Source organism: Acinetobacter terrae (assembly GCF_002135195.1).
In the GTDB taxonomy this organism is placed as follows: Bacteria; Pseudomonadota; Gammaproteobacteria; order Pseudomonadales; family Moraxellaceae; genus Acinetobacter; species Acinetobacter terrae.
The window spans coordinates 233,983-259,889 of sequence record NZ_NEGF01000003.1 but is presented as its reverse complement, the minus strand read 5'-3'; the positions used below and the strand labels follow the sequence as shown (position 1 = coordinate 259,889).

The window sequence follows — 25,907 nt, the reverse complement described above, 5'->3', positions numbered from 1 at the left end:
ATAAAAAAGCCCTCAAAAGAGGGATTTAAAATGCCCCTCCTTTTTCAAAGGATGAGGAATAAAATTCCGTAAGAGGGGAGGATTGTAAAAGCCCCTCTCTCTAGCTCTCTCTCTTGCATTTCAATTTAAAGCAGTGCTTTAAATATCATTCAGGGAGAGAGCATTAAAAACAATAAATTAAAGCAACTCAATCGCTACAGCAGTCGCTTCACCACCACCGATACACAGTGCAGCAATACCTTTTTTACCGCCGGTACGTTTAAGTGCATGAATCAAAGTCAAAATAATACGAGAACCAGTTGAACCTACTGGGTGGCCAAGTGCGCACGCACCACCATAAATATTAACTTTAGCTGGATCAAGCTTGAAATCATCCATTGGACACATAGTCACCATGGCGAATGCTTCATTAATTTCCCAAAGGTCAACATCTTGCGCATCCCAACCAGTTTTGTTTAACACTTTTTGGATTGCGCCAACAGGTGCAATAGTAAATTCAGAAGGGTGTTGAGAATTTGATGCATAAGCCACAATTTTCGCCAAAGGTTTTAAACTTTTTGTTGTTGCATTGTCTGCTGAAGTAAGTACAAGGGCAGACGCACCATCTGAAATTGAACTGGCATTAGCTGCAGTAATGGTGCCATCTTTAGCAAATGCAGGACGTAATGTTGGAATTTTTGCAATGTTGGCATTAAAAGGTTGTTCATCCTTATTTACAACCACATCACCTTTACGTGTAGAAATCGTCACAGGAACAATTTCATCAGCGAAGTAGCCTTCATTGACTGCAGTTTGTGCGCGTTCTAAGGAACGAATGGCAAAATCATCCATTTGTTCACGTGTATAGCCACGTGTATTTGCCATATCTTGTGCAAAAGAGCCCATGAGACGACCTGTTTCAGCATCTTCAAGGCCATCAAGGAACATGTGGTCTTTTACATCACCATGGCCCATACGGTAACCCACACGTGCTTTGGTCAATATATAAGGTGCATTGCTCATTGATTCCATACCGCCTGCAACCACAATTTCAGCAGAACCTGCTTTAATCATATCGGCAGCTTGCATCACGGCTTTCATACCTGAACCACAAAGTTTGTTGATGGTGACTGCGCCAGTTGAATCAGGCAGACCAGCTTGTCGCATTGCCTGACGTGCAGGACCTTGCTTTAAACCGGCAGGGAGTACGCAGCCCATAATGACTTCTTCGACATCAGTTGGTTGTAATCCTGCACGAGCAATGGCTTCCTTAATTGAAGCTGCACCAAGTTCAGGTGCTGTTACATCCGCTAAGCTACCTTGAAAACCGCCCATAGCTGTACGTGCGCCATTTACAATTACGATGTCTGTCATTTTTTTCTCTCCGAGATTTACTTTTTAGTGGATTATTTTCCAAACTTAAGCAGTATATTGAAAAATGAGCAGGAATAAAGTCTGTTTGTTCTACACCTTTAGACTGATAAGTTTTTAGCAGCTCAGTGGATTCTCAATACGGGTATGTCCCATAGGACTAAGAACAATCTTATAATGAGGTTGTTGGTAAATAGAGCAATAATAGAAACTGCCATTTGATCCATTCGGAAGCCCATTTTCAGCTTGAAAAGTTAAGCTGGGAATACTTAACGTACCTCTCCAATCTAAATTTCCATATTTCAGCTCAGTTGATTCTGTAGAGATAATTTTTTCATCAGTATCCGCCTGTCTGTTTTTATTTGTATCTAAAAAGACAATAAAACCTGAATTCCAATGGCTTGCTTGGCAATTCACTTTATTTGGACTGGGACAAATAACGACATTGGTGTGGTGTATAGCAGCATGTGATTTTGCCAATTGAATACTTGAAACCAGTGTGTTGGTAATTTTTTTGATTTCTTGTTTAGCCATTGTTTCGTGAAAAGAAGGTAAGGCTATAGCAGCTATAATCGCTAAAATAGCAAGCGTAACAATGAGCTCAATGAGTGTAAAACCCGTTTTTTGTTTGGAAATCATTAAATTAACCTTGTAATGTATTTTTTTTTAATTGTTTATGTTATTAATATTTTGTTTTTAATGGGTTTTTTTGCGAGTAAGATTTATTACTCAACTTTTAAGAAAGCTGTTAAAATAATCGGCAAGTGACAATAAGCTATTCACAAGAATAAATTGAGTAAAAAATTACCGAATTACAACGGAAATTGTAAGTAATTTTGTCAATAATTTACTTGATTAAAATTATCAAGCACTTGGAAAAAAAATAAAGTGTTTGTATGATTCAAAGTGAATGGCTTAAAAATAAAACTGGGGTATTAGAAAGCCCATCTCAGAATAGCCCAAATTTAGGCTTGAGCTTGAACTTGAAAACAATTGTTATCTCTGGAGGATAATTCCATGAAAATGAGTCGTATTGCATTAGCAATGCTCGTTGCTGCACCTTTGGCTGCTGCTAACGCTGGCGTAACTATTACACCATTAATGCTGGGTTACACTTGGCAAGACACTAAACATAACAATGGTCAATCACAGTTGTTATCTTCTAAACTTGGTCAAGGCGAAATGCAAAGCGATTTATTCGTTGGTGCTGCGCTTGGTGTTGAATTGACTCCATGGTTAGGTTTTGAAGCTGAATACAATCAAGTAAAAGGTGACGTTAATAAATCACTTAACGCAATTGATCTTGACAATTTCCCAGCAGGTTCAACCAAAACTAGCCCAGGTGTGAGTAAAGTTGAAGCTGGTGCTGAGTATAAACAAACTCAAATCAATGGTAACTTCTACGTTACTTCTGATTTAATCACTAAAGATTACGACAGCAAATTTAAACCTTACGTATTAGCTGGTGCAGGTCACTACAAATACAAATTTTCTGGTGTTGATCGTGTAAATCCATCTGGTACGCGTGACCGTGGTAACACTGAAGAAGGTACTTTAGCAAATGCGGGTATCGGTGCATTCTATCGTTTGAATGACGCTTTATCTTTACGTGCTGAAGGCCGTGGTACTTATAACTTCGATGAGCAATTCTGGAACTACACAGCTTTAGCTGGTCTTAATGTCGTTCTTGGTGGTCACTTGAAACCAGCTGCTCCTGTAGTTGAAGTCGCTCCAGTTGAACCTGTAGCTCCAGTTCAACCAGCTCCACAAGAGTTGACTGAAGACCTTAACATGGAACTTCGTGTGTTCTTTGATACAAACAAATCAAACATCAAAGATCAATACAAACCAGAAATTGCTAAAGTTGCTGAGAAGTTAGTTGAATATCCAAACGCTACTGCTCGCATCGAAGGTCACACCGATAACACTGGTCCACGTGCATTGAACGAACGTTTATCTTTAGCTCGTGCTAACTCTGTTAAATCTTCACTTGTAAATGAATACAATGTAGATCCAGCTCGTTTGTCTACTCAAGGTTTCGCTTGGGATCAACCGATTGCTGACAACAACACTAAAGAAGGCCGTGCTATGAACCGTCGTGTATTCGCGACAATTTCTGGTAGCCGTACAGTTGTTGCAGAACCTGCTCAAGAACAAGCTCCAGCAGCTCAATAATTTATTATTGAATTGATATAAAAAAGCAGCCTTAGGGCCACTGCTGTCCCACAATTTTTCATAAAAGGAGGCTCAATTGAGCTTCCTTTTGTTTTATCGGTATTTTATCGGGCATGAATAAAGCTTTTAAGGTTTTTCTCTCAAACAGATTTACTTGGATCATTCTTAGTAACCGTTGAACCGTCCAGCCTTCTTGTCCTAAATGCCGGGCAAAACTCACCAGTAAATAGGCAATCAGGGCAATCCAAATTTGCGTCTGAATTGCGTTCCTGCTTCGGCCTATAAAGGCTTTTAATTTCAAATTCTGTTTAATCGCCTTAAAGAACAGTTCCACTTTCCAGCGGTCTTTATAAATCGCTGCAATCGTTGAGGCAGATAAACGGAAGTTATTGCTGAGAAACATAAAATGCTTGCCACTCTGCCGATCAATATATTCAATTTTTCTTAATGGTGGAGTCTGTCTTTTCACTGCATGTGCACTATTCAGCTGGATCGTTTCATCTTTTAAAATCCCTTTGGCTACAATGACTGGATGTTGCTGAATAACCCGATAAACTGCCTTGGGTCTGAGACGTGTCACAAAGCCAATATTTTGAGCGGTCAGATTCGCATACCATTTATAATCTACATAGCCTTTGTCAAAGACCACAATACTGCCAGAGGGAAACTGGAATTTTCGGCCTTGTACCATGTCATTTTCTTTACCATTTTCAACTGCAACAAACTCAGGAATATGATTGCTGTGATTCAATCCTATGCTCAGTTTCATGCTGGCTTTTGAATCATGAACTTTGGCCCATGCGCACAAGGAAAGCGACAGATCAATGTGACTGGCATCCAGGGAATACAGAGGATTCTTGAAGCGAAATTTATGGGCTACTTTTGATTTTTCACAGTATTGCAGTAATTGATGAAACATCTGTTTATACAAGGCAGCAGGTTGCTCCTCGTTGATTCGTGCCAGCGTGCTTCGGGGAATAGACTTTGCTCCGAGATGATTAAGCTTTTCCTGCTGGGACTCAAGATTGGATTGAATATCCCGTAGGCTTTGTCGGCAGGAAAGTTGGGACATTAACAGGGCAATAAACTGATCCCATCGAGAAGCAGATCTGAATTTCTGCCCAACATGATGTTGTTTAGCAAGCCGTTCAAAATCTTGTCGTAAGACTGGTTTAATTAACTGATGAAATACGGTATTCTGATGTGACAAAACCTGAATCCTGGTCGTTAAAGTGTTTGTTTGCACTCATATTTTAACTGTTCGGACTCAGGTTTTTTTATTTAAATCAAACTATGGGACAGCAGTGACCTCATGGTGCTTTTTTAATGCTTAAATTTTTCCCCGAGATTCCATCATGAATGATTTTTTATTAGCAACAAATCGAAGTATTAAAGTTCCTATTTTGGATATTGATATTGAAGTCCATCAGATCCAAATGAAGGACTTTGATACTTGGGCGATGCATGCAGAAGTACTTAAAAACTTTATTAAAGATAAAGATCATTCAGATGAGATTTTGACAGAGTTGTTTAAAGCCCATGGTGGGCTTATTGCGAAAGAAATTTCGAAAGTTTTAATTGAGTATGAAAAGCCCTCAATTGAGGGCTTTGACAGAGGCATTAGCTTATAGTTCTTCAAGAGCTACTCTTAGGTGTTTATCTTGGCTTCTAATATATGATTGATATATTGTAGCATCTAGTCGATCTTCTTCAGACTGGCTGTTACCTAATAAGCTATACAACCTGTCTATTGCTAAAAAAAGAGTTTTAAATTCAATATCAAAGTAGTAATCATCATAAAAATCTTCATTCTTAATTTGTTGATTCAACTTTTCATAATTTCTTTTGAACGTATTTAGCATGTCTTTAGCAAAATTTATATCTGTTGAATCACAGCTAAAAATTGCATTTTGTGTTTTTTCTAGTGGATAGAATGATTCTGCTCCAATTGTATCTTTTACAATCTTTGTTAAATCTATCATCGGTTATTCTCTGTATTTTTTAGTATATCTATATTGATTATTTATTTTAAAGTGGTCAAGATATGATCAATTAATTAAAACCTTAAAGTTTTTTCGATATTTTATATATCCCTGTACAGACTAAAAGAGCCACCAAAAAAACCATTTCTCTATGTTTTTGCTGTGTTACTGTAAACAGCAAGAAAGAAGAATACACAATAATTAAGCTATCAAATTTCAGTTGCTGACAAGCACTTAGTTGAAAATTATCAACCCGTTAAAAAACAAAAAATATGAGTTGAATATAGAATGGACAAAATTCATTAAACTGCTATTGTTGCGTGTATAAAAATAAAATTTGGTTAAATTGAATAATGAATCAAAACAATAAGATTCTTATCGCTGCAAGCCTAGCGAATGGTGGCTGTTTTTCGATGATTTTGCCCATACTTGCACCTTTGGTTCGTCAAATGAAAATGACAGAACTGCAAGGCGGAGCTTTGATATCAGCAGGTGCATTGTTGATGGCAATCGGGGCAATCTATATTTCTAAACAGCAAAATAAATACAGTATTTATAGCTTATTAAGTGTTGGTTTTATTGGTATGACCCTCACTTGGGGCTTGTTTACAGCTGTTTTGGCTTATGGGCTTGAATATCATCTTGCTACGATGCTGCTGTTTATTTTGTTATTGTTGGCTCGGGCAAGTATGGGCGTATTTATGGCGATGCCACAAATCGCCTTACAAACCTACGTCATGACCAGATATACCTCAGAACAACAACGCAGCCAGACGATGTCCAAGTTTGGTGCATTAAATAGTGCAGGTTTAGTGCTTGGACCATTTTTAACGACGCTTTTATTGGTTTGGGGTATGCTGACGCCGTTATGGGTTGCCTTTATTATTTTTGCTTTCATTAGCCTGTATATTGTACTGAAATTTGATCGCCAAGAAGCTGATGTTTCTGATACTTCTGAGCAGGCTCTACCAACGGAAAATACGACATTTTCCCACAATGAAGCATTTTCTTTGCGTAACAGTATGGGGTGGTTTGGATTAGGATTTAGTCTCTATATTGCGATTGTCACAATAAATCTAACCGCGGGTTTTTATATACAAGATCAATTTCAAATTTCGACTCGGCAGAGTGCGATTTACTTTGCCCAATGTTCTTTGATTGCCGGAATATCATTAGTGATTATGCAAACGGCTATTTCCAGGTTTCTACAATGGTCTGTGCAGCACTTATTGTGGATTGGACTGGTGTGCATGATGCTGGGCTTGCTGATCTCCATTTGCACCACAGATATTCATATTTTTCAAAGTGCTTATATTTTATATGGCATAGCTGTAGCTTGTCTTACTCCGGCATTTACCACAGGTGCTGCCCAATCTGCACCACAGCATTTACAGGTTAAAGTTGCCAGTTTTTGTACTGCGACACAGGCTTTAAGTTTTGTATTTGGTCCATTGGTCAGTACCGGTTTGTATCAGTGGCATAGTGATTACCCATTTTATCTGCTAATGATAATGTTTATATTGCTCGCTATTTATTTCCTGTGTTATCAAAAGAATATGCAGCCATCTTCAGTTCCAGTGTGATTTTATTTATGAAGTTATAGTTCCAAGTGGCTTTTTGCAGATTTATTGATGACGCAACGATGTGTGTGACACGATTTAAGTATTTAAAAAGCTGAATATAATTCATTGTTGGTTGAATATTACTAAATCAACACCTCGAGAAAATTAATATCATTCATGCTTTAATAAGGTGATTGAATTTAAAGTGATTTGATGTGTGTTCTTAAAGCCTTCTACGTCCGTTGTTCCTACACTTGCAGGGGATTATCCTGAATGGCATCGCGGACGCGAGCATTTTTCGTTATGGTATATTGAAATTCAGCATCCAGAATTATTAGAGTATTTAAATCAGCTGCGTTCGGTTTTTTCAGATTTTTTATATTCGCCAAATACCCGTCAATTTCACATTACTTTATTTATTTGTGGCTTCCTCACGGAACAAAACCCAGTTTGGGATGATGATTTTGCTATTGAAAAGATGCATCAACATATTCGACACTTAACAGATAATTCTCAGAATAAAATTCAATTAAAAACAGGCCGCATCAACAGTTTTGAAAGTGCCTTATTTGTCGAAATTATTGATGAAAATGATGTACTTTTAAAATTGCGTCATTTATTTGAACAAAGTTGCGATGAAATTGCACCGCTGGACTATTGTCCACATCTTACTTTAGGTTTGTATCATCAAGATTTTAATAGCGATTTAATTTTTAATCATATAAACGGCATCGAACAAAAAAGCTTTGAATTTTCAGTCGATCAACTGACTTTTGGTACATATAACGCGAAAATATTGCAAGGTCAGCTCTATCCATTTCATCAATTTCAATTGGGTGACGTATGATGCAACTCATTTTAGGTGGCGCACGTTCGGGTAAAAGTCGCCTTGCGGAACAAATCGCAAAAGATTCAGGTGTGGCTGTAACTTATATTGCAACCGCGCAAGCATTCGATTCCGAAATGCAGGAACGTATTGCCCATCATCAAGCGCAGCGTCCCGGGCATTGGGCGGTGATTGAAGAGCCTTTATATCTAGCCAATTGTTTAATCGAGCTTGATCAACCCAATCAAGTGATTCTGGTCGATTGCCTAACTTTGTGGATGAGCAATTTATTGATGCATGAAAATCCTGAATTACAGATGCATCAATGCCAAAAACTGCTGGATATTCTACCGATATTAGAGTCAGACGTTATTTTAGTCAGTAATGAAACAGGTTTAGGCGTGATACCGATGGGCGAGATCAGCCGCAAGTTTGTGGATGAATCGGGACGTTTGCATCAACAGTTAGGGCAAATTGCCGATAAAGTTGTATTTTGTGTTGCGGGTTTTCCCATGATTTTAAAAGGAGATAAATAATGAACTGGTGGTTGGATGCGTGTAAAACGCCAAGTGTGGAAGCAAAAAAACTGGCTAAAGAACGTCAATTACAACTGACCAAACCAACAGGCTCATTATCTGAACTTGAAAATACTGCAGTGCTATTGGCAAGTTTGCAAGACAATCCACGTCCCAATGTAGACCAGCCCTGGATTACGATTTTTGCCGGTGATCATGGTGTGATGGAAGAAAATATTTCTGCCTATCCACAAGCGGTGACGCGTCAAATGCTGCAAAATTTCACCACGGGTGGCGCTTGTATCAGCGTAATTGCCAAAGAATACAATGCTAAATTACAAGTCATTGACTGTGGTTCTGTGGGTGATGCCTATGAATATGTAGGCGTAGAACGGCATTGTATTATTCCGGGTACAGCTAACTTTGCCAAACAAGTTGCCATGACTGAAGCGCAATGTATTGAAGCGATGAATCTGGGGCGTAAAAGCGTAGAAGATGCCGTTGCTTATGGCGCATCTATTTATGTCGCAGGGGAAATGGGCATTGGCAATACCTGTTCTGCATCAGCAGTCGCCTGTTTTTTACTGAATGAACCTGCTGAACAACTCACTGGTGTGGGTACAGGTATTCGTGAAGAACAATTGATTCATAAAAAAAATATCATTAATCAAGCCATCGCTTTACACCAAGATTATGTCGATCAAGATGTTTTTAAAGCACTTTGCGCGGTGGGTGGTTTGGAAATTGCAGCAATGACGGGTGCCTATATTCGTTGTGCACAGCTCGGTTTGCCTATGGTGGTCGATGGTTTTATTACCACAGTTTCAGCGCTTGTGGCGGTAGGTTTAAATCCTGCAGTTCGTGAGTGGATGCTGTTTGGACATCAATCGGCTGAATATGGACATCGCCGTTTATTGCAGGAACTGAATGCAAAAGATCCATTACTCAAACTGAACTTGCGTTTAGGCGAAGGCAGTGGTGCAGGGGCTGCTTTAGGTGTAATTAAGCTGGCATGCAGTCTGCACAACCACATGGCAACTTTTGCAGAAGCAGCCGTTATTGGCGAAAAAGTTTAATCCTAAGAGGATTCAACAGGATATTGAACATGTTCAAGATTGATCTGCTTCGCCATGGTGAAACGACTTTAAGTCATACCTTGCGCGGTTCTACAGATGACGATTTAACCGAGTTGGGTTGGTCGCAGATGCAGCAAACTATAGATCAGTCTTGGCATGCTATTAACCCCGATTCTATGCATAAACTGGTGCAATGGGATGTGATCTTTACTTCGCCCTTAAAACGCTGTCGTTTATTTGCAGAATCGGTCGCAGATCAAAAGCAACGACCTCTCTTTTACGATGCAGGTTTGCAAGAAATGCATTTTGGCGATTGGGAAGGCATATCGACCCAAGTCATTTATGAAAATGAACCTGAATTACTGGCGAATTTTTGGCAACAACCCACTCAATTTACCCCACCGAATGCAGAAAACATGCAGGATTTTTATCAACGTATTTTCAATAGTCTTGAACTAATGCAACAACAGATGCTGGAAAATGGTTGGCAACATGCTTTAGTGGTGACGCATGGCGGTGTGATTAAACTTTTAAAATGTATCGCTTTAAATCATTCACTAGATGATATTTTAAAAATGACTGCAGAATTGGGGCAACTCAATTCTTTTGCAATCCATGAAGATGCTTCTATTCATTTGCTCAAGGAATAACAGCAATGACACCATTTTTTATTGCCTTGCAGTTTTTAACGACATTTCCGATTCAATTGAAAGAAATGCCGAGCAAACAGCAAAATGGTCAATCTTTACTGTTTTATCCACTGATTGGTTTGATGATTGGTGCAATTTTATTTGCTATCGCTACGTTACTAAATGCATTGCCCGTGATCTTGCTGAGCAGTCTAATTTTAGTGGTCTGGATCTGGTTGACGGGTGGTTTACACCTAGATGGCTTAGCCGATACTGCAGATGCCTGGGTCGGTGGTTTTGGCGATAAAGAGCGCACACTAAAAATCATGAAAGACCCGAGTTGTGGGCCAATAGGGGTTTTAAGTTTAATTATTCTATGTCTGATTAAATGGTCAGCACTGTATGTATTATTAGAAAAACAACTCTATTCAGCCCTGCTTTTATTTCCGATATTGGGTCGTTTAGCACCACTATTTTTATTTTTGACTACCCAATACGTGCGCGAAAAAGGTTTAGGATCTTCAATCGCAGAATTTATTCCTAAAACCGGTGCAGTAATCGTATTTGTTGTTTGTTTAGTTGTATCTGCATATTTTGCATGGGTGGGTATTTTAACTGCAATGATATTTATAGGAACCTTAATATATTTACGGCATAAATTTCTTCAGCGGATTGGTGGCATTACTGGTGATACAGTTGGAGCAAGTATTGAAATTTGCGAGGCTGTGAGTGTTTTGAGTTTTGTGATGAGTCTTTTTTATTTGAATTTTTCATAGCCTAGGTTATTGCTTAAATGAGATTCCATTTATGATGGTTTTTTTATAACAAAATTTGGATGAATTATATGAAGAAGTAAAATCTTGAATGGTTAATTTAAGAAAAATAAAATTACAAATAATATAAATATTTGTGAAATATTCAGATAATAAGTTAAGTGAAAAATATCTTTTGTGTAAAAATAATATTGAAAAACTATAAAAACAACTCATCAAAAAATTTTTTTTAGTCGAAAACAACTTTAAATTAATGTTACATAAATATACATTTATATAATTTATCTCATTGAATAATAAAATCTATTTTTTAAATATTTAATTTTAAACACGTTTCTTATGTTGTTTTTTTGTGATCAATATACCTAATTACAGTGATATCAATCTCATTTTATTTCTCTTTTAATTACAAATAACCATTTTGACTAAATTAGTGGTACGGATGAAGGAATTGAATATGAAATTTGCCAACATTTTGTTGATGCTTATTTTGTTGCAATTTTCAGGAAATATTTATTCTGCAAACCAAACTTCTTCAGTGGATGTTATGACGACTATTCCTGTGAGTTGTCAATTTTCCAATGTCAGTTCACAAATTATTGTTTCTGAAAATGGCAGTGTTTCTAGCGGAAATTTTACCTTGAACTGTAATAAAAATTTTGAACTGAAATTCAGTTCAAAGTCATTAAAAGATGGCGATCAGACAACTTCTGTAAAAGCAGTAAATGGAACTAAGTTGAATACGGTCGTCAAAGTAAATTTTCAGGGGAATACATTTGAGTTAGACCGGATTAGGCAGATTTCAGTACTAGACCCATCGAATTCAGAGCTTGGAACAATCAGTATAAATTTAGTAAGTCCAGTTCATGCAACTACACCTTCTGGGGTTTATCAGGATGTGTTGTATTTGGATGCAACTTTTTAATCACTCATTTAATGAGAGAGAAAATAATGAAAATATTTGTTCAATCAGCTGCATTTTTAGCTGTGTTATTGGGGAGTGGCTTGAGTCAAGCCGCAACGACTACAGCCAGTATTCCTATGGGTGTAGACGTTCCTAAAAGTTGTACGTTTTCGAATGTAAGTGCAGGAATTGTTGTTCCTGAAGATGGAACAGAAGTAGTTGGAAACTTCAAAATGTCCTGTAATACGGGATATTCAGTACTGTTTGATACAGATTCAAGCAGATTAACTTCATCGGGTACTTATGTCAAAAGTGCTCAAAATATTAAATTGCTAACCAATACATCGGTGACATTATGGGGATTTAGTACTCCAATTATTAGTACCATGACTTATATTGATCCTTGGCCAAACTATATTGGAGAACAGTCTGGGAGTATTCGTGTAAAACTTGCTAATCCGACAATAGCAACAACTCCAGCAGGTATATATACAGACACACTTAATATGACTGTGACGTATTAATTCATAAAAATAAGAAGAGAACAATCTTATGAAGATATTCATAAAATCTGCCGCGATTTTGGCAGCATTACTGGGGAGTAGTTTAACACAAGCTGCTAATACCACTGCCAGTATACCTATGGGAGTAGAAGTTCCTAAAAGCTGTTCATTTTCTGATGTAAGTTCGGGACTGGTACTATCTGAGGATGGTAGCGAAGTACAAGGTACTTATACATTTAAATGTAATATAGATGGGGGATTTACTGCCTTTTATTCATTGGATTCTTTAAATAATAGTGGTAACTCATCAGTACGTAATACTAATGGTAAAACTTTACCAACAAGTGTCCATTTATGGGCACCAAATACAGTTCTGAATCACACATTAAATGGTCAACTAAATAATATACCTCACAGTTTTAATTTTAATTGGTTGAATGTACCTATTCAAACATTTATTAAAGTTCAGTTAGTTAATCCTACAACTGCAACAACACCTGCAGGCATTTATACAGATACATTCCGTGTGAATGTAAATTATTAATTTTTACTTCAACTTAAAAACAAACGAGAAAAAACATGAAAACATTAACAAAAATTACTTTAGTTGCAATCGCTGCTTTATCGAGTGCTTTAACTCAAGCGGCTACAACATCTGCAAGTATTCCAGTCAGTCTGACTATTACAGAAAAATGTACCATCAGTGATGTATCAACCAATATTGCTATTCCTAATGATACAACAAGTGGTACTGGGGCTTTTAAAGTAACGTGTAATACACCGTATAGCATTAGCACTAGTACTACCAATACTTCAGATGCAACCACCTTTGTTAAATCTATAACAAACTCAAACCATAAATTAAATACAAATATCGCCGTAGATTTAAATGGTACAGCTGTTCCTGTAAATGTAGGTACAGCATTGTCTCAGCCTGGTTTAACGGTAGATACTTATAACGTCAATGCTGCACTTGTTGCTGCTGTAGTGTCGACTACACCAGCAGGTACGTATAACGATACTTTAAATATTAGTGTGGATTACTAGTTTTAAAGTTTCATTGAGTATTAAATCATGAAAAAAATATTCTTAGCGATCACCGCTCTTATGATGGGATGTCATGCATTTGCTGCTACAGCAACGTCATCTATTCCCATGAGTGTGGAAATTGCAAAACAATGTACTTTTTCCAATGTGGCTTCTGAAATTATTTTGAAAGAAGATGGTTCAGATACGACTGCAGGTTATACAGTAACGTGTAATACACCCTATAGTATTTCTACTGATAATGCGAAATGGTATGAAGGTTGGTATTCGTATATTTCCAATGCTCAAAATGAGTGGTTAAAAACAGGTGTAGGCACTCGTGCGGTTCGCGATAATACGTTAGTAACCTTACATGCAGGAACACCGCTTGCTAGACCTGGTTATTCTGTAGATGACTATGAGGTTAGCATTCATGTTTCTACGCCTATCACTGCAACGACTCGCGCTGGTGTATACACTGATACTTATTTAATTAGCGTGTATTACTAAACCATAAATTTTTAAAATCGCATAAAAGATAAGCCATTTATCTTTTATGCATTTTCTATAGCTTTTTTAAATATTTTATTGGGGAAAATTTATGCGAACTGTGAAAAATACAAGCGGTCTGTTGTTTGCATTACTAACATTAATACAGCCAGAAGCTCATGCAGATCTGACCATTTCACCCGTTCAATTATATATTTCTGGTGATCGTCAACAACGCAGTATAACGGCAACACTGAATACCAAAGGAGAAAAAACGGATCGCACTTACGAAATTAGTGTATTTCGCTGGACTCAAGATGAACAAGGTAACGATGTTTTAACACCAGATACAGACTTGGTGGTGAATCCCAAGGCTCTTATTTTACTACCAGAAAGTAATAAAGTGATTCGATTTGGATTTCGCCAATCCATTGCAGCCATGAATTTAAAACAAGAAGGAACTTGGCGAGTTAAATTTAGTGAAATTCCATCGCCATTACAAAAAACTGGGATGAGTATTGCCTTAAATTTTAGTGTTCCTGTATTTGTGGGCAATGGTTTTCAACCTGATATGTCCTTTCATTTTGTTAAAGATGAAAAAAACAATACTGTTTTAATGGCTAAAAATAGTGGGAAAGCACATTTTCAAATAACGAAATTCAGTATTCAAGATGCCTCAGGTAAAGTATTAAAAGACATTGATACTATGAAATATATTTTGCCGGATCGCCAAGTGTCTATTCCTATGGACGGATTTAATACGACATCCATCAAAGGACTAAAGTTTGTAATGGCATCCAACGCTTCTAAAACTTCCGTAGTTTATGATATTACGGAGAATTAAAGCATATGGGCAAACCCCAATATAATCTTATATTCCTTGCTCTCCTGATTATAGTTCGACCAGATCATGCTATGGCGAATGAATTATCTGTACCTAAACAAAATGAGGAAATGCAGCAAGACATGATTCTTGGGTTGTGGATCAATGGTGTGGATCAACATCAAGATGCTATGCTAACTATATTTGAACAGAAAAAATATATTGAATGTAGTGTGTTACAAGCAAATTTTATGGATATTGAGAAGTTTCAGCAGCTGGCCCAGATGGGTATTCCATATTGCTTAATATCTCAGCCAGATATAGTGGTAGAAGAAGATATAGATTCACAATTATTAAAAATTAATATTCCGACACGTTATATGCAAAGTCAGCATATTCAAAATACTGAAATTCAAATGCCTGAATTACCCGGCTTGGGTGGTTTTTTAAATTATGATGCCTTTTATCAAGAGGGAGATTATTCTAAACAAGCAAATGCAGTCGCTGATTTAGGTCTTTTTTGGAAAAATACATTTTTTAGCAATGGTCATATTTTTCGCAAAAACTATCAAAATAGTGATGATGATTTTCAAAATAATACTCGATTAAATACATCTCTGATCATTGAGTTTCCTAAAAAATTAACCACTTTACAATTGGGAGATAATGTCAGTACCAATACCGGATTATCCCAATCTTATTATTTTGGCGGTTTTCGCTGGGGAACGAATTTTACTTCACGCCCAGATTTTGTTTATTGGAATACTCCTTCATTCAAAGGTAGTGCACTGGTTCCATCTACTATTGATTTAATTATTAATGGAAATAAAGCCTATAATTCAAGAATAAATCCAGGGGAATTTAATATTGATAGCAATATTAACTTTCGCGGTTTAGGCAGTGCAGAAATGGTTGTACAGGATATTATGGGGAATAAAACTGTGCAAAACGTGCCTATTTTTGTGAGTGAACGATTGTTAAAAAAAGGTCTAACTGACTATAGTCTTTCAAGTGGTAAGTTACGCTATAACTATAGTGAACAAAGTGATGATTATCGCGAATGGTTTGGTAGTGCCTATTTCAGACGGGGAATAACAGATATCACCACTTTAGGTGCTGTGGCAGATTATAGTCATGATTTAAAAAGCACAGGTCTATTATGGAGCCAATACTTATATAAACTGGGGTTATTAGAAATCAATTCAGCTTATAGTGATTCGCAAAAAGGTGATGGTTATACCGTCAGTACAGAATTTAAAAGAGATAAAGATCAATATAGCCTTGGCTTAAAAGCACAATATTATAGTTCTGATTTTCGTATGTTAGGTATGGAGGATCTAAAAGATCAATTTTTACCTGAACGAGAAAGCTTAATTTATTTATCTAAATCCGGAATTCCTGTTTTTGAAAATCTCTCCTTTACGTATGTTGAGCAGAATTATAGAAAAGGCACAGATCGCGATGATCAACGCATTTTTTCGCTACGCTCCAGTCGCAGTTTATTTGATAATTTAAGTATGTCTGTTGGAGTTAGTTATGATGCAGAAAGTCATGATAACCATCGTGTTGATTTATCACTCAGTTATCGTTTTGACGATAAACATGCTGCGTATTTTAACCAAACCGATTCAGATTCTAGTAATCTCACATTTGTTAAAAATACTTCCAATGCTGTAGGTCTGGACTATGCCATTGGCGCTGGACGAGCAAATGAACAAAATACGGGGAATGTGGCGACCCGGGTTAAAACTAAAGCAGGCGATTTAGATTTACAATATTTACAAACAGGCAATAACAACAGCTATAGCGCAACTTTTCATGGTGCATTGACATGGTTGGGTCACAGTGTCGATTTAACAAAGTCAGTAAATAATGGTTTCTCTTTAGTTCAAGTTACCAATAGTCCAAATGTTGATGTTTATCGCAATGATTTATTTATTGGTAAAACAAACAAGCATGGAGAAATATTTGTCCATGATTTAATTGCTTATACCAATCAACATCTTTCTTTTGATGAAAACCAGTTACAGATTGAAGATAAGGTTATTGCGGCACGTAAAACCATTATGCCACTCAATAAACGGGGCTATATTGTGGAATTTCCTGTCGTCCATACACGTGAAGTAGACTTTAAATTGGTTGATTTGGCCGGTCAGGCACTACCCTCAGGAAGTCAGATTACAGTGGATGGTAATCAGGCGGATATTTATCCAGTGGGCAGTGATAACTTGGTGACCATTTATGGTTTAACTGAGGGACAACATAAGTTAAATGTACAAGTTTCTTCCAATCAAACGTGTACGGTTGATTTTAGCTTGGACACTGATGAGACCAGTAATGTCCCATTACAATTAGTATGTAAATAAAGGGAGTATGAAAACGATGATTTTAAAAGTTTTGGCGAGTAGTATTTTCTGTTTTACATGCTCAAATGCATTTTCAGCATGTACCATTTCCGATACAGGGGCAGGAGCTATACGTCTTCAACCCCTATCTGGAAGTACATCCACCATACAACTGAATATTAAGTGTGATTCTGAATTTAATATTCGCTTTGACAGCCAAAATTTAGTTGATTCCAGTGGTAACAGCACATTAAAAAATGAATCTGCATTGGCTTATACAAAATTAAAAAACAGTATAGATGTAAAATATGAATTATCGGGTGATGCGGGTTCACAGTGGCAGCTATTAAAAACTCAGAAAAAAAAGGCACAGCATATTTATGTTATTGTCGCTCGATTAGGAAGTGTTAACTTAGCGAGTTTAGCTGCCGGAGATTATCGCGATCGTATTACTATCACAATGGATTATTAATTTAAATGTCTGTTAAGAGCATGAATCTAAACTCATGCTCAGAAAAAAAGCTTAAAGAAAATTGACAACCAGATGAATAATACTCGGTCCCAACAACACCATAAATACCCCCGCAAGTACCATGGTTAAACAGGCAACAACGCCTTCTTCACGATGACGCATAAAGGCTTTACTAGTGCCAAAACCATGTGCTGAATTACCCAAAGCTGCCCCTTGCGCAAAGCGTGAATTTAGCTTTAAGGCAAGCAGAATCATATCGGCTATGGCAACACCGGCAATACCAGTAATCATGGTAAATAAAATCACCAGTTCAACCGAACCGCCAATATTTGAAGTCAGTTCCATGGCAAATGGTGTAGAAATAGAGCGTGCCATTAAGCTATAAGTGGTTTCTTGATTAAAGCTAAATAACTTTGCCAAATAGAATGCGCTCATTACGCCAGCAATCATTCCCACCACAATACCCAAACTAATCGAGAGCACATGTTCTTTAATGACTTTGCGATATTCATAAATAGGTATGGCAAAAGCAATGGTTGCAGGACCCAACATCCATATGATCCATTTATTTTCCATCATGTAGGTGTCGTAAGAGATATTAAAAATGACCATCAGCACCATGATAATAAATGGCACAAAAATTCCAGGCGCTAAAAGCATATAGGGATATTTTTTATGCAGCTTTTTACTGAGGATATAACCAATAAAAGTACCGACAAAGCAGAGAATAGCAACCAAGTTCATCTTACTCTCCCTGTTTTAACAGTCGGTTTGAATGAGACTTATGCTTTTGCTTTAAATGCGCTTCTAGTTTAAATCCAAAATACACACTATATGCAGTTGCAAGCATCACACAAAGCGTGCCGATAAATACAGCAAGGATCAGTTGCCAACCTTGGGTTAAAAAGAGATCTTTATATTTAATGATTCCGACGACACAGGGAATAAATAATAAGACCAATTCTCCCAGAATAAAATCCGAACCCGTTTTGATCCATTGCAATTTAAATAAGCCACTCAGCAAAGCAAATAAAACCAGCAAAAGACCAATTACACCGGCAGATACAGGTAAATTGAGTGTGCACTGTATAATTGAAGCAACCCACCAAATAATGATAAGAAAACTCAATTGCAGAATGATTTGAGCAATATGCAGCAGCTTGGGAGAGAGTAAAGACGTAGACATAATAACAAGAGATAAAAGCTTGGTCGTATTTTAGATTTGACCCACTGTATATATTATGAATAATAAAAAAAAGATTATGCCTAAATGGAATGTTTTGTGGATATTAAGAGCCTGACGATGTTCGTTAAAATTGTGCAACTGCAAAGTTTTACCCGAACAGCTGAAGAAATGTGTGTCACTCAACCCACAATTAGTAAGGCCATTCATGCTTTAGAACAAGAAATTGGCGTGCCATTATTTCATAAAGGCGAAGCCGGTCGAAAACGCGATGTCGTTTTGACTTATATGGGTGAGCAAATTTATCAACATGCTTTAGTGATATTAGAAGAGCAACAACGTATTTTTGAAACAGTGGCTAAAGTCCGTCATCTGAAACAGGGCAAATTAACCATCGGACTTCCACCGGTAGGCTCGGCATTACTCAGTAGTTTAATTGCCAAATTTCACAAGCAATATCCCCATATTGAATTAGGTTTCTTAGAAGTTGGCGCGACGGGCATTGAAGATGCCATTCTGGCCAAAAAAGTAGATGTGGGGATATTACTAGGGCATTTGAAACCTATTTTAAGTGGCATTCCAATTATCGATTCGCCTTTATGTTTACTTTCACGTAAAGACACACAATGGAAAAATAGAGAAAAAGTTTCTTTAATTGAACTCAAAGAAGAGTCGTTTCTGCTTTATGCCGATACGTTCAGCTTAAATAATATGATTATACAAGCAGCCCACTATGTCGGATTTGAACCCAATGTTGTGTGTAAAAGTAGTCAATGGGACTTTATTGCCAAAATGGTGGAGTCGGATGTTGGAATTGCATTGCTACCAAAAATCTATTGTGAACAACTGGATCAGGAAAAATATAATGTCAGTATCTTAGAAAATCCGAATATCAACTGGACCTTGAGTATGGCGTGGAATAACACTGTGGCGATGAATCCTGCTACCCGAGCCTGGCTAAAAATTATTGAAGAAAATCAGGATGAAATTCATTTTTAATGATTCAATTAACCATAAAACAAGCGGTTCTATGTTGAATGATGAGGTTTAAACGGATCATTTTAAGAGTCTGAATATAATTAAATTTTTGTTTTAGTCTTTTGTAGATTCAGATTGCCAGTCTTTCAATATCGAGATGAATGCGGTAACTTTTCTGGGTTAAACTTATTGTTGATGACTGTTTTTATGAGATGATTTGTCTTTATGAAATGGGAGGATATTGGAGAACAACCGTGTTCAATCGCCAGAACCTTATCGGTTATTGATGATTGTTGGACATTGCTGATTTTACGAAATGCTTTTCTGGGAATGCGCCGTTTTGAATCCTTTCAACAAAATTTAGGGGTAACCCGTCATGTGCAGTTTGAGCGTCTAAAACGTCTGCTTGAAAATGATATTTTAGTCAAAACCTCTTACGTACAACGACAAGAGCGTTATGAATATCGTTTAACTGAAAAGGGTTTGGCGCTTTATCCGATTTTAATGTCGATGGCGAATTGGGCAGATGAATAGATGAATGAGGGCTTTGGAAAGCCGATGCAATATATTCATAAAAGCTGTGGTCATAAAATCGCACTACGATAGGTGTGTTCTGAATGTCATGAAACCATCCATGCCAAGCAAGTTAAACTCGAATTGACCCAAGATTATTTTCAATTATTTAGAACGACATAAAATACAGTCTTAAAGCTGAATCAATCATATTTATAGACAATTCGGTGGCTTGGGAATGCCTGCCAAACGGCTTAAATGACGTGCCACTAAACCGGTATTAAATTTGTCTTGCAATACTGCATTATTGATGTCGGCGCTGACTGTTTTCATCAGATATTTAATCAGTGGACGAGTCGCAGGTGAATGACCAAACTGTTGATAGAACTGGCGTACCGCATGCAGGACTTCAAAATGCCATGCTGTGAGTTCTAAACTTAAAGTGTTTGCTAATTCTTGCGCAACTTGTTCATTCCAAATGGTGTAATCGACTAAGTGACCATCTTGATCGAGTTCTAAATTCATCATTAATCTCAAATTAGTTCAAACGAATACAACGGCTATGGTTCAGGCAAATGTCTGCAAACTCGGCATAAGAAATGATGTGCAAATTCTCGGTTTTTTGTCCCGCCAAGATTTCAGCATCGCTATCCAGGACATAGACGCAATTCAATTGTTGCAAGAAAGGCAGTTTAAACTGCAATACAGATTCACCCATTAAAATCACGCTATCCTCAGGGCTGTAGAGTTGTTCTAGTTTTGCCAGTGCCGAGGGTGTAGCTGAAAAATTACTTTGCACTAAATATAAGCTTTTATTCGACATGATTATTTCACTCTTCATCTTTACCAGTACAGCACAAAATCAAAACTTTGAATAAAATCACTATTTAACTCAATAAATTCAATATCCTGCTGAGCTTGAATCACAAAATGAGCGTTCTGATTTTTCTTTTCCACTAAAACCGGGGTGAGGTCGTAAAACTCAAAGCTATCGACCATATTGGATGCGATTTTAAAGGCATGTTTAAGCTGTTCAAACTGCAATTCTGAATTGAGTAAACTTAAGCCTGCATCTTGCAGCAAGACTTTGACTTCACAGCCAAAAGTCGCCAGCACCATGGTAGCAGACAAGCTTTCATGCACCTGTAAATTGGCAAGATTGGCTTGAGTTAAAATAACGAGTACAGATTTCACACAATTTACCTTTTAAAAGCAACAAATTCCAAAAAATAACGTCTTAGAATTGAATCAGACGTTGTGCTGATTGGACGGCATCGGCAAGTTCACCCAGTCCAACCAATTCAAAGCCTTGAGCAAGATTGTGTTGGCTAATCTGATGTCGTTTTGCATTTTCTTGATCAGTAATACCACGCGCCAAGGCAGCACTGACACAAACAGGTAAGCGAATGGCCAATTTTTGCCATTCTTCCGTCAAATTGCGTTGATCATCAGGAACCCACTGTAAGGCATTCGCAACCGAAACACCGTCTTGATAGAAAAACACGCGCAATGCTTGGTTTTTAGCGTGTAAAGCCTGTGCTAAGCCCAGCGCATGCCAAGCATAGATAGAGGTTGGAGCGGAAGTAATTAGTAATAAGGTACTCATCGAAATTCACTTGAGGAATGACCAATCCAATGTTGATGCATCCAAACTTCATAAGAAAAAGGTAGTATACAATGATTTTAGTGACTGGTGGTTTAGGCTTTATAGGTTCACATATTGCTTTAAGCCTGATGGCTCATGGGCAGGAAGTCATTGTTGTTGATAATTTATCCAATGCAAATTTACAAACATTAGAACGACTCGAATTTATTTCCGGCATGTATGTGCCATTTGTCAAAATTGATATTCGAAATACACCTGCTTTAAACAAAGTTTTTGAACAATATTCTGTAGAAGCGGTCATTCATGCCGCAGGCTTTAAATCGATAGAAGAATCGGTACTTAAACCGCTGGAATATTATAATGATAATGTCAGTTGTATTATGAGTTTGCTGCGTGCCATGCAGCGCACTGGAGTACGAACCCTAATCCATTTATCTAGTTTGGCGGTATATGGACAGTCGAGTTCGACCCTGTCAGAAGAGATGCCTTTTAACTATTCTTATCCGAACCCTTATATCAAGTCGCAACAAATGGTGGAAGAAATCATCCGAGATACCGCACTGACAGATAGTGAATGGAAAATTGCGATCTTGCGATTAAGTAATATTGCGGGTGCATTTGAACATGCTGTTTTAGGGGAGTTTGTTGCACCATTGCCTAAAAATATTATTCCCTTGGCATTGCAAGCTGCAGCCAAGCAACGAGACTATATTGAGTTACGTCAACAAGCCCAGACCTTAGACCGCACCGTTGAACGCAGTTTTTTACATGTGTTGGATTGTTGTGATGCCATTATAGCGACTTTACAGTGGCTAAGAACTCAGCCCTATACCTGTGATGCTTTTAATATTGCAGGGCAGAATATGTCCATTCGTGCTTTATTGAGTGAAGTCGCCAAAGTGACCAAAAGCGAAATTAAAACCATAGATGCACCATTTTATGCTTATGCTGAATTAGACCAGATTGGGGCAACCTCGGGTAAAGCGCGTGAAATTTTAAAATGGCAGCCTAAACGCACAATTACCCAAATCTTAGAAGATTCATGGCGCTTTTATCAGCAAACACTAAAAGGACGTTAAAGAAACAAATGTAAATAATAATCATTTATAATTGTAAAATGTTTGATTAAGATCATTAAATATGTCAAAACAGATGAATTGGCTAAAGTTATAAAACAATATGGAAATGAGGTTGATGATGCAAACACGTATTGAACACGACACGATGGGCGATGTTGAAGTTCCGAGTGAAGCAATGTGGGGTGCGCAAACACAGCGTAGTTTGCAAAACTTTAAAATTGGGCAAGAACGCTTACCCCGTTCCATGATTCGTGCGATGGGTCTAGTAAAAAAAGCAGCAGCCATTACCAATGCCGAATTAGATCAAATTCCTCATGAGTTGTCGCATTATATTGTGAATGCAACGGAAGAAGTGATTGCCGGGAAATGGGATGCACAGTTCCCATTGGTGGTTTGGCAAACCGGTTCAGGTACGCAAAGCAATATGAACTGTAATGAAGTCATTGCCAATATTGCCAATCAAAAACTGGGGAATCCTTTAGGTTCGCAAAAGCCAGTACACCCGAATGATCATGTGAATCGTGCACAATCGACCAATGACTCTTTTCCAACCGCCATTCATGTCGCAGCAAGCTTACAAATCAATGAACTGCTCATTCCAGCAGTACAACGTTTACGCGATACTTTAGACGAAAAATCGAAAGCATTTTCGGACATTGTGAAAATTGGACGTACACATTTACAAGATGCAACGCCGTTAACGCTGGGGCAAGAATTTAGTGGTTATGTGGCGCAGCTCGATCATGCCTTAAAACGTTTACATTATGCCTTGTTGGGTTTATATGAATTGCCTTTAGGTGGTACAGCAGTCGGAACTGGGTTAAATGCACATCCTGATTATGCCGTAAAAGCAGCGGCGCAATTGGCAACCTTAACCGATTTACCTTTTGTCACTGCACCGAATAAATTTGAAGCTTTGGCAGGGCGTGATGCTGCGGTATTTGCATCGGGTGCTTTGAAAACATTGGCAGCCAGTTTAAATAAAATTGCCAATGATATTCGCTGGTTAGCCAGTGGACCACGTTGTGGTTTTGGTGAAATTCGCATTCCTGAAAATGAACCCGGTTCAAGCATTATGCCAGGCAAGGTTAATCCGACCCAAAGTGAAGCCATGACCATGGTGGTGGCTCAAGTGTTGGGTAATGACACGACAATTAATGTCGCAGGGGCGTCGGGTAACTTTGAGTTAAATGTGTTCATGCCAGTGATTGCATTTAACTTATTGCAATCGATTCAATTACTCGGTGATGCATGTAATAGTTTCAATGATCATTGTGCAGTCGGTATTGAACCAAACCGTGAAAAAATTGATTATTTCCTGCATAACTCGTTGATGTTAGTCACGGCTTTAAATCCTGTGATTGGTTATGAAAATGCTGCCAAAGTGGCAAAAACCGCTTATAAAGAAGGCAAGACCTTAAAACAGGTTGCTGTTGAATTGAACTTGGTGACAGCAGAACAGTTTGATGCTGTAGTAATCCCTGAAAATATGGTTTCACCTAACGTGAAATAAGCATCTAAAGGCTTGAACACTGATCTATTGATCATCAGTGGTTTTTATCTGAGGCATATATGCGTACAATATATACCTAGAAATTAACTGCTGATGATTGATTATGCTTGATGTTTATTTAACAGATGTTCAGAAAAAGGTGCAATTTAAGGATTATCCGGGTGAGCATCCTGTTAAATTTATTTTGAATTTTAAAAAGATTTTTCCGAGTGTGATGGAACTGCTTCTTCCGGTGCTTCCTAACGACGAAAATTTGGATGAAATGACCTGGGAATCGACCACAAAAGATTTTGAGTTGTTCAAATTATTGTTAAGTGGTTGGGGCGTAATTGAATTACGTTTAAATGCGATTAGCCAATTTAAAAATAAGAACTATGCAGATCAATTGGTCAAAGCTGCGCAACAAAAGCGTAAAGAGTTTGCTAAAACCAATAAGACCTTGAAAACAGTTGAATTGGATTATTTGTTTATGCATGAAATTCATGCGTTGATTGATGCTGAATTGGTTGAAATTGGTGAAAAATTCTATTTGCCAACCTTACGTGAGATCTGGAAGAATAAAGTATCGCAAAGTGTTTTGAATGCTAAATTCTAAAACACTATAAAATGTAATAACAATCCTCCAAATATTGGGGGATTTTTTATAGCTGTGTAGTTTATGAAAGACCTGTCTGAATTGTATGCAAGATTCTATATAAAAAATTAAAGATTTAATTATCAATAAAATGTACTAGATATTGGAATTATTATTGCATATGGTAGGTCAGCAACAAATTTGCATCTGCATTGTTATGAAAGCTGATATTTCACATTTTCTTAACAGTGTAGGCAGGTTGTTGCAAATCTTCCCGAGGAAATATCAAAGGATTTCATTCAATGTCGAATCAGTTTTTAGATTTAATTAATAAACGCCGTACCATTTATACAGTGGGTAAAAATGTAGAGCAAAGCCCAGAATACTTAACTGAATTGATTCAACATGCAATTAAGCAAAGTCCATCATCTTTTAACTCGCAATCCTCACGTGCCGTGATTTTATTTAATGATGAGCACGAAAAATTTTGGGGCTTTGTGAAAGAAAAACTCAAGTCTTATGCGAAAGATGAAGATGCTGCTGAAAAAACCAGTGCCAAAATGGATAGCTTTGCTGCCGGTCTCGGTACGGTTCTATTTTTTGAAGATATGGATGTGATTAAAGGCCTGCAAGAGCAGTTCCCATCTTATGCCGATAACTTCCCGGTTTGGGCAGAACATTCAACAGCGATTGCACAATTCGCGACTTGGACTGCGTTACATACCGATGGTTTAGGTGCATCACTGCAGCATTACAACCCGATTGTGGATGAACAAGTGCATGCTGAATGGAATATTCCTGCAAGCTGGAAACTGCGTGCCCAGCTCGTGTTTGGTTCAGTAGAAGGTGAAGCCAAAGACAAAGCTTATATGGATGATGCAGTTCGTTTTAAAGTCTTTAAATAATTGTTGATTTTACAAGAAAAAAAATAAAAAAGAGAGGTCTTAAAGACCTCTCTTTTTTTTTGAATCTGCTTTTATAAAAGGGGACTTTTTATCAGCGCTATTTTTT

Annotated in this window: 30 protein-coding genes and 2 pseudogenes; 22 read left to right on the top strand and 10 right to left on the bottom strand. The window is 37.5% G+C overall.

Features of this window, described 5'->3' with window-relative positions; translation table 11 throughout:
- Positions 1–177: 177 nt before the first annotated feature.
- Together B9T23_RS05460 and B9T23_RS05455 are read right to left on the bottom strand one after the other, a co-directional pair.
- On the bottom strand, positions 178–1,353 hold the full coding sequence (locus tag B9T23_RS05460; RefSeq protein WP_067723651.1) for a thiolase family protein: 1,176 nt from the start codon (positions 1,351–1,353) through the stop codon (positions 178–180).
- 114 nt (positions 1,354–1,467) lie between these two features.
- Positions 1,468–1,989 carry a GspH/FimT family pseudopilin gene (locus tag B9T23_RS05455; protein WP_086193329.1) on the bottom strand — a complete coding sequence of 174 codons (522 nt, stop codon included), beginning with the start codon at positions 1,987–1,989 and terminating at the stop codon, positions 1,468–1,470.
- A 378-nt stretch (positions 1,990–2,367) separates the two neighbouring features.
- On the opposite strand from B9T23_RS05455, the gene omp38 reads away from it, so the two are divergent.
- Positions 2,368–3,525 (top strand): outer membrane protein Omp38, encoded by a 1,158-nt coding sequence (gene omp38 / locus B9T23_RS05450; RefSeq protein WP_067723649.1) that lies wholly within the window; start codon positions 2,368–2,370, stop codon positions 3,523–3,525.
- Between the two features lie 58 nt (positions 3,526–3,583).
- Here the strand turns inward: omp38 and B9T23_RS05445 are convergent, their stop codons facing one another.
- A complete protein-coding gene (locus tag B9T23_RS05445) occupies positions 3,584–4,735 on the bottom strand; it encodes an IS4 family transposase (RefSeq protein ID WP_086193328.1) in 1,152 nt (383 codons plus the stop codon).
- 145 nt (positions 4,736–4,880) lie between these two features.
- On the opposite strand from B9T23_RS05445, the pseudogene B9T23_RS05440 reads away from it, so the two are divergent.
- Positions 4,881–5,069 (top strand): annotated as a pseudogene (locus tag B9T23_RS05440) (hypothetical protein); the annotation flags it as partial.
- 81 nt (positions 5,070–5,150) lie between these two features.
- On the opposite strand, the gene B9T23_RS05435 reads toward B9T23_RS05440, so the two are convergent.
- On the bottom strand, positions 5,151–5,507 hold the full coding sequence (locus B9T23_RS05435; protein WP_067722768.1) for a hypothetical protein: 357 nt from the start codon (positions 5,505–5,507) through the stop codon (positions 5,151–5,153).
- 353 nt (positions 5,508–5,860) lie between these two features.
- On the opposite strand from B9T23_RS05435, the gene B9T23_RS05430 reads away from it, so the two are divergent.
- The 14 genes from B9T23_RS05430 to B9T23_RS05365 all read left to right on the top strand — a co-directional run bounded on the left by B9T23_RS05430 (position 5,861) and on the right by B9T23_RS05365 (position 17,450).
- Complete coding sequence (locus B9T23_RS05430) at positions 5,861–7,090, top strand: MFS transporter (RefSeq protein WP_086193327.1); 1,230 nt, start codon at positions 5,861–5,863, stop codon at positions 7,088–7,090.
- 196 nt (positions 7,091–7,286) lie between these two features.
- On the top strand, positions 7,287–7,916 hold the full coding sequence (locus tag B9T23_RS05425) for a 2'-5' RNA ligase family protein (protein WP_086193326.1): 630 nt from the start codon (positions 7,287–7,289) through the stop codon (positions 7,914–7,916).
- Entirely contained in the window at positions 7,913–8,431 is a 519-nt protein-coding gene (cobU, locus tag B9T23_RS05420) for a bifunctional adenosylcobinamide kinase/adenosylcobinamide-phosphate guanylyltransferase (RefSeq protein WP_086193325.1), read from the top strand. Before B9T23_RS05425 ends, cobU begins: the two co-directional genes overlap by 4 nt.
- Positions 8,431–9,486, top strand: a complete 1,056-nt coding sequence (gene cobT / locus B9T23_RS05415) for a nicotinate-nucleotide--dimethylbenzimidazole phosphoribosyltransferase (protein WP_086193324.1) — start codon at positions 8,431–8,433, stop codon at positions 9,484–9,486. The genes cobU and cobT overlap by 1 nt, the downstream gene beginning before the upstream one ends.
- Positions 9,487–9,515: 29 nt before the next feature.
- A complete protein-coding gene (locus B9T23_RS05410) occupies positions 9,516–10,136 on the top strand; it encodes a histidine phosphatase family protein (RefSeq protein ID WP_086193323.1) in 621 nt (206 codons plus the stop codon).
- A 5-nt stretch (positions 10,137–10,141) separates the two neighbouring features.
- On the top strand, positions 10,142–10,891 hold the full coding sequence (locus tag B9T23_RS05405) for an adenosylcobinamide-GDP ribazoletransferase (RefSeq protein WP_086193322.1): 750 nt from the start codon (positions 10,142–10,144) through the stop codon (positions 10,889–10,891).
- Between the two features lie 454 nt (positions 10,892–11,345).
- Positions 11,346–11,813, top strand: coding sequence for a hypothetical protein (locus B9T23_RS05400; RefSeq protein ID WP_086193321.1), 468 nt, complete (start codon positions 11,346–11,348; stop codon positions 11,811–11,813).
- Between the two features lie 26 nt (positions 11,814–11,839).
- Positions 11,840–12,316, top strand: coding sequence for a hypothetical protein (locus B9T23_RS05395; RefSeq protein ID WP_143222502.1), 477 nt, complete (start codon positions 11,840–11,842; stop codon positions 12,314–12,316).
- 28 nt (positions 12,317–12,344) lie between these two features.
- On the top strand, positions 12,345–12,839 hold the full coding sequence (locus B9T23_RS05390; RefSeq protein ID WP_086193320.1) for a Csu type fimbrial protein: 495 nt from the start codon (positions 12,345–12,347) through the stop codon (positions 12,837–12,839).
- Positions 12,840–12,874: 35 nt separating this feature from the next.
- Positions 12,875–13,342 (top strand): spore coat protein U domain-containing protein, encoded by a 468-nt coding sequence (locus B9T23_RS05385; RefSeq protein WP_086193319.1) that lies wholly within the window; start codon positions 12,875–12,877, stop codon positions 13,340–13,342.
- Positions 13,343–13,402: 60 nt separating this feature from the next.
- Entirely contained in the window at positions 13,403–13,831 is a 429-nt protein-coding gene (locus tag B9T23_RS05380) for a hypothetical protein (RefSeq protein WP_131266109.1), read from the top strand.
- Positions 13,832–13,922: 91 nt separating this feature from the next.
- On the top strand, positions 13,923–14,654 hold the full coding sequence (locus B9T23_RS05375; protein WP_086193318.1) for a fimbrial biogenesis chaperone: 732 nt from the start codon (positions 13,923–13,925) through the stop codon (positions 14,652–14,654).
- A 5-nt stretch (positions 14,655–14,659) separates the two neighbouring features.
- Positions 14,660–16,999 carry a fimbria/pilus outer membrane usher protein gene (locus B9T23_RS05370; protein WP_086193317.1) on the top strand — a complete coding sequence of 780 codons (2,340 nt, stop codon included), beginning with the start codon at positions 14,660–14,662 and terminating at the stop codon, positions 16,997–16,999.
- A 7-nt stretch (positions 17,000–17,006) separates the two neighbouring features.
- Positions 17,007–17,450: a hypothetical protein gene (locus B9T23_RS05365; protein ID WP_086193316.1), complete on the top strand. Its 444-nt coding sequence runs from the start codon at positions 17,007–17,009 to the stop codon at positions 17,448–17,450.
- A 51-nt stretch (positions 17,451–17,501) separates the two neighbouring features.
- Here the strand turns inward: B9T23_RS05365 and B9T23_RS05360 are convergent, their stop codons facing one another.
- The gene (locus B9T23_RS05360; RefSeq protein WP_086193315.1) at positions 17,502–18,194 is read right to left on the bottom strand and encodes an LrgB family protein; all 693 of its coding nucleotides are present in this window, start codon (positions 18,192–18,194) and stop codon (positions 17,502–17,504) included.
- Between the two features lies 1 nt (position 18,195).
- Complete coding sequence (locus tag B9T23_RS05355; protein WP_086193314.1) at positions 18,196–18,636, bottom strand: CidA/LrgA family protein; 441 nt, start codon at positions 18,634–18,636, stop codon at positions 18,196–18,198.
- A 96-nt stretch (positions 18,637–18,732) separates the two neighbouring features.
- Here B9T23_RS05355 and B9T23_RS05350 point away from each other — a divergent pair, with 96 nt between their 5' ends.
- Both B9T23_RS05350 and B9T23_RS05345 read left to right on the top strand, forming a co-directional pair.
- Complete coding sequence (locus B9T23_RS05350) at positions 18,733–19,632, top strand: LysR family transcriptional regulator (protein ID WP_086193370.1); 900 nt, start codon at positions 18,733–18,735, stop codon at positions 19,630–19,632.
- A gap of 204 nt (positions 19,633–19,836) precedes the next feature.
- Positions 19,837–20,307: pseudogene (locus tag B9T23_RS05345) on the top strand (winged helix-turn-helix transcriptional regulator).
- Between the two features lie 30 nt (positions 20,308–20,337).
- Here the strand turns inward: B9T23_RS05345 and B9T23_RS05340 are convergent.
- The 4 genes from B9T23_RS05340 to tusD are packed head-to-tail and all read right to left on the bottom strand — an operon-like array spanning position 20,338 to position 21,730.
- Complete coding sequence (locus tag B9T23_RS05340; RefSeq protein ID WP_067722733.1) at positions 20,338–20,649, bottom strand: TusE/DsrC/DsvC family sulfur relay protein; 312 nt, start codon at positions 20,647–20,649, stop codon at positions 20,338–20,340.
- A gap of 13 nt (positions 20,650–20,662) precedes the next feature.
- The gene (locus B9T23_RS05335; protein ID WP_067722731.1) at positions 20,663–20,947 is read right to left on the bottom strand and encodes a DsrH/TusB family sulfur metabolism protein; all 285 of its coding nucleotides are present in this window, start codon (positions 20,945–20,947) and stop codon (positions 20,663–20,665) included.
- A gap of 20 nt (positions 20,948–20,967) precedes the next feature.
- Positions 20,968–21,318, bottom strand: coding sequence for a hypothetical protein (locus B9T23_RS05330; RefSeq protein WP_067722729.1), 351 nt, complete (start codon positions 21,316–21,318; stop codon positions 20,968–20,970).
- Positions 21,319–21,361: 43 nt separating this feature from the next.
- Entirely contained in the window at positions 21,362–21,730 is a 369-nt protein-coding gene (tusD, locus tag B9T23_RS05325; protein WP_067722727.1) for a sulfurtransferase complex subunit TusD, read from the bottom strand.
- 71 nt (positions 21,731–21,801) lie between these two features.
- On the opposite strand from tusD, the gene B9T23_RS05320 reads away from it, so the two are divergent.
- The 4 genes from B9T23_RS05320 to B9T23_RS05305 all read left to right on the top strand — a co-directional run bounded on the left by B9T23_RS05320 (position 21,802) and on the right by B9T23_RS05305 (position 25,801).
- Positions 21,802–22,809 (top strand): NAD-dependent epimerase/dehydratase family protein, encoded by a 1,008-nt coding sequence (locus tag B9T23_RS05320; protein ID WP_086193312.1) that lies wholly within the window; start codon positions 21,802–21,804, stop codon positions 22,807–22,809.
- Between the two features lie 118 nt (positions 22,810–22,927).
- Positions 22,928–24,322, top strand: a complete 1,395-nt coding sequence (gene fumC, locus B9T23_RS05315; RefSeq protein WP_086193311.1) for a class II fumarate hydratase — start codon at positions 22,928–22,930, stop codon at positions 24,320–24,322.
- 103 nt (positions 24,323–24,425) lie between these two features.
- Positions 24,426–24,917, top strand: a complete 492-nt coding sequence (locus B9T23_RS05310) for a hypothetical protein (RefSeq protein WP_086193310.1) — start codon at positions 24,426–24,428, stop codon at positions 24,915–24,917.
- Positions 24,918–25,198: 281 nt separating this feature from the next.
- Complete coding sequence (locus B9T23_RS05305) at positions 25,199–25,801, top strand: nitroreductase family protein (RefSeq protein WP_086193309.1); 603 nt, start codon at positions 25,199–25,201, stop codon at positions 25,799–25,801.
- Positions 25,802–25,907 lie beyond the last annotated feature (106 nt).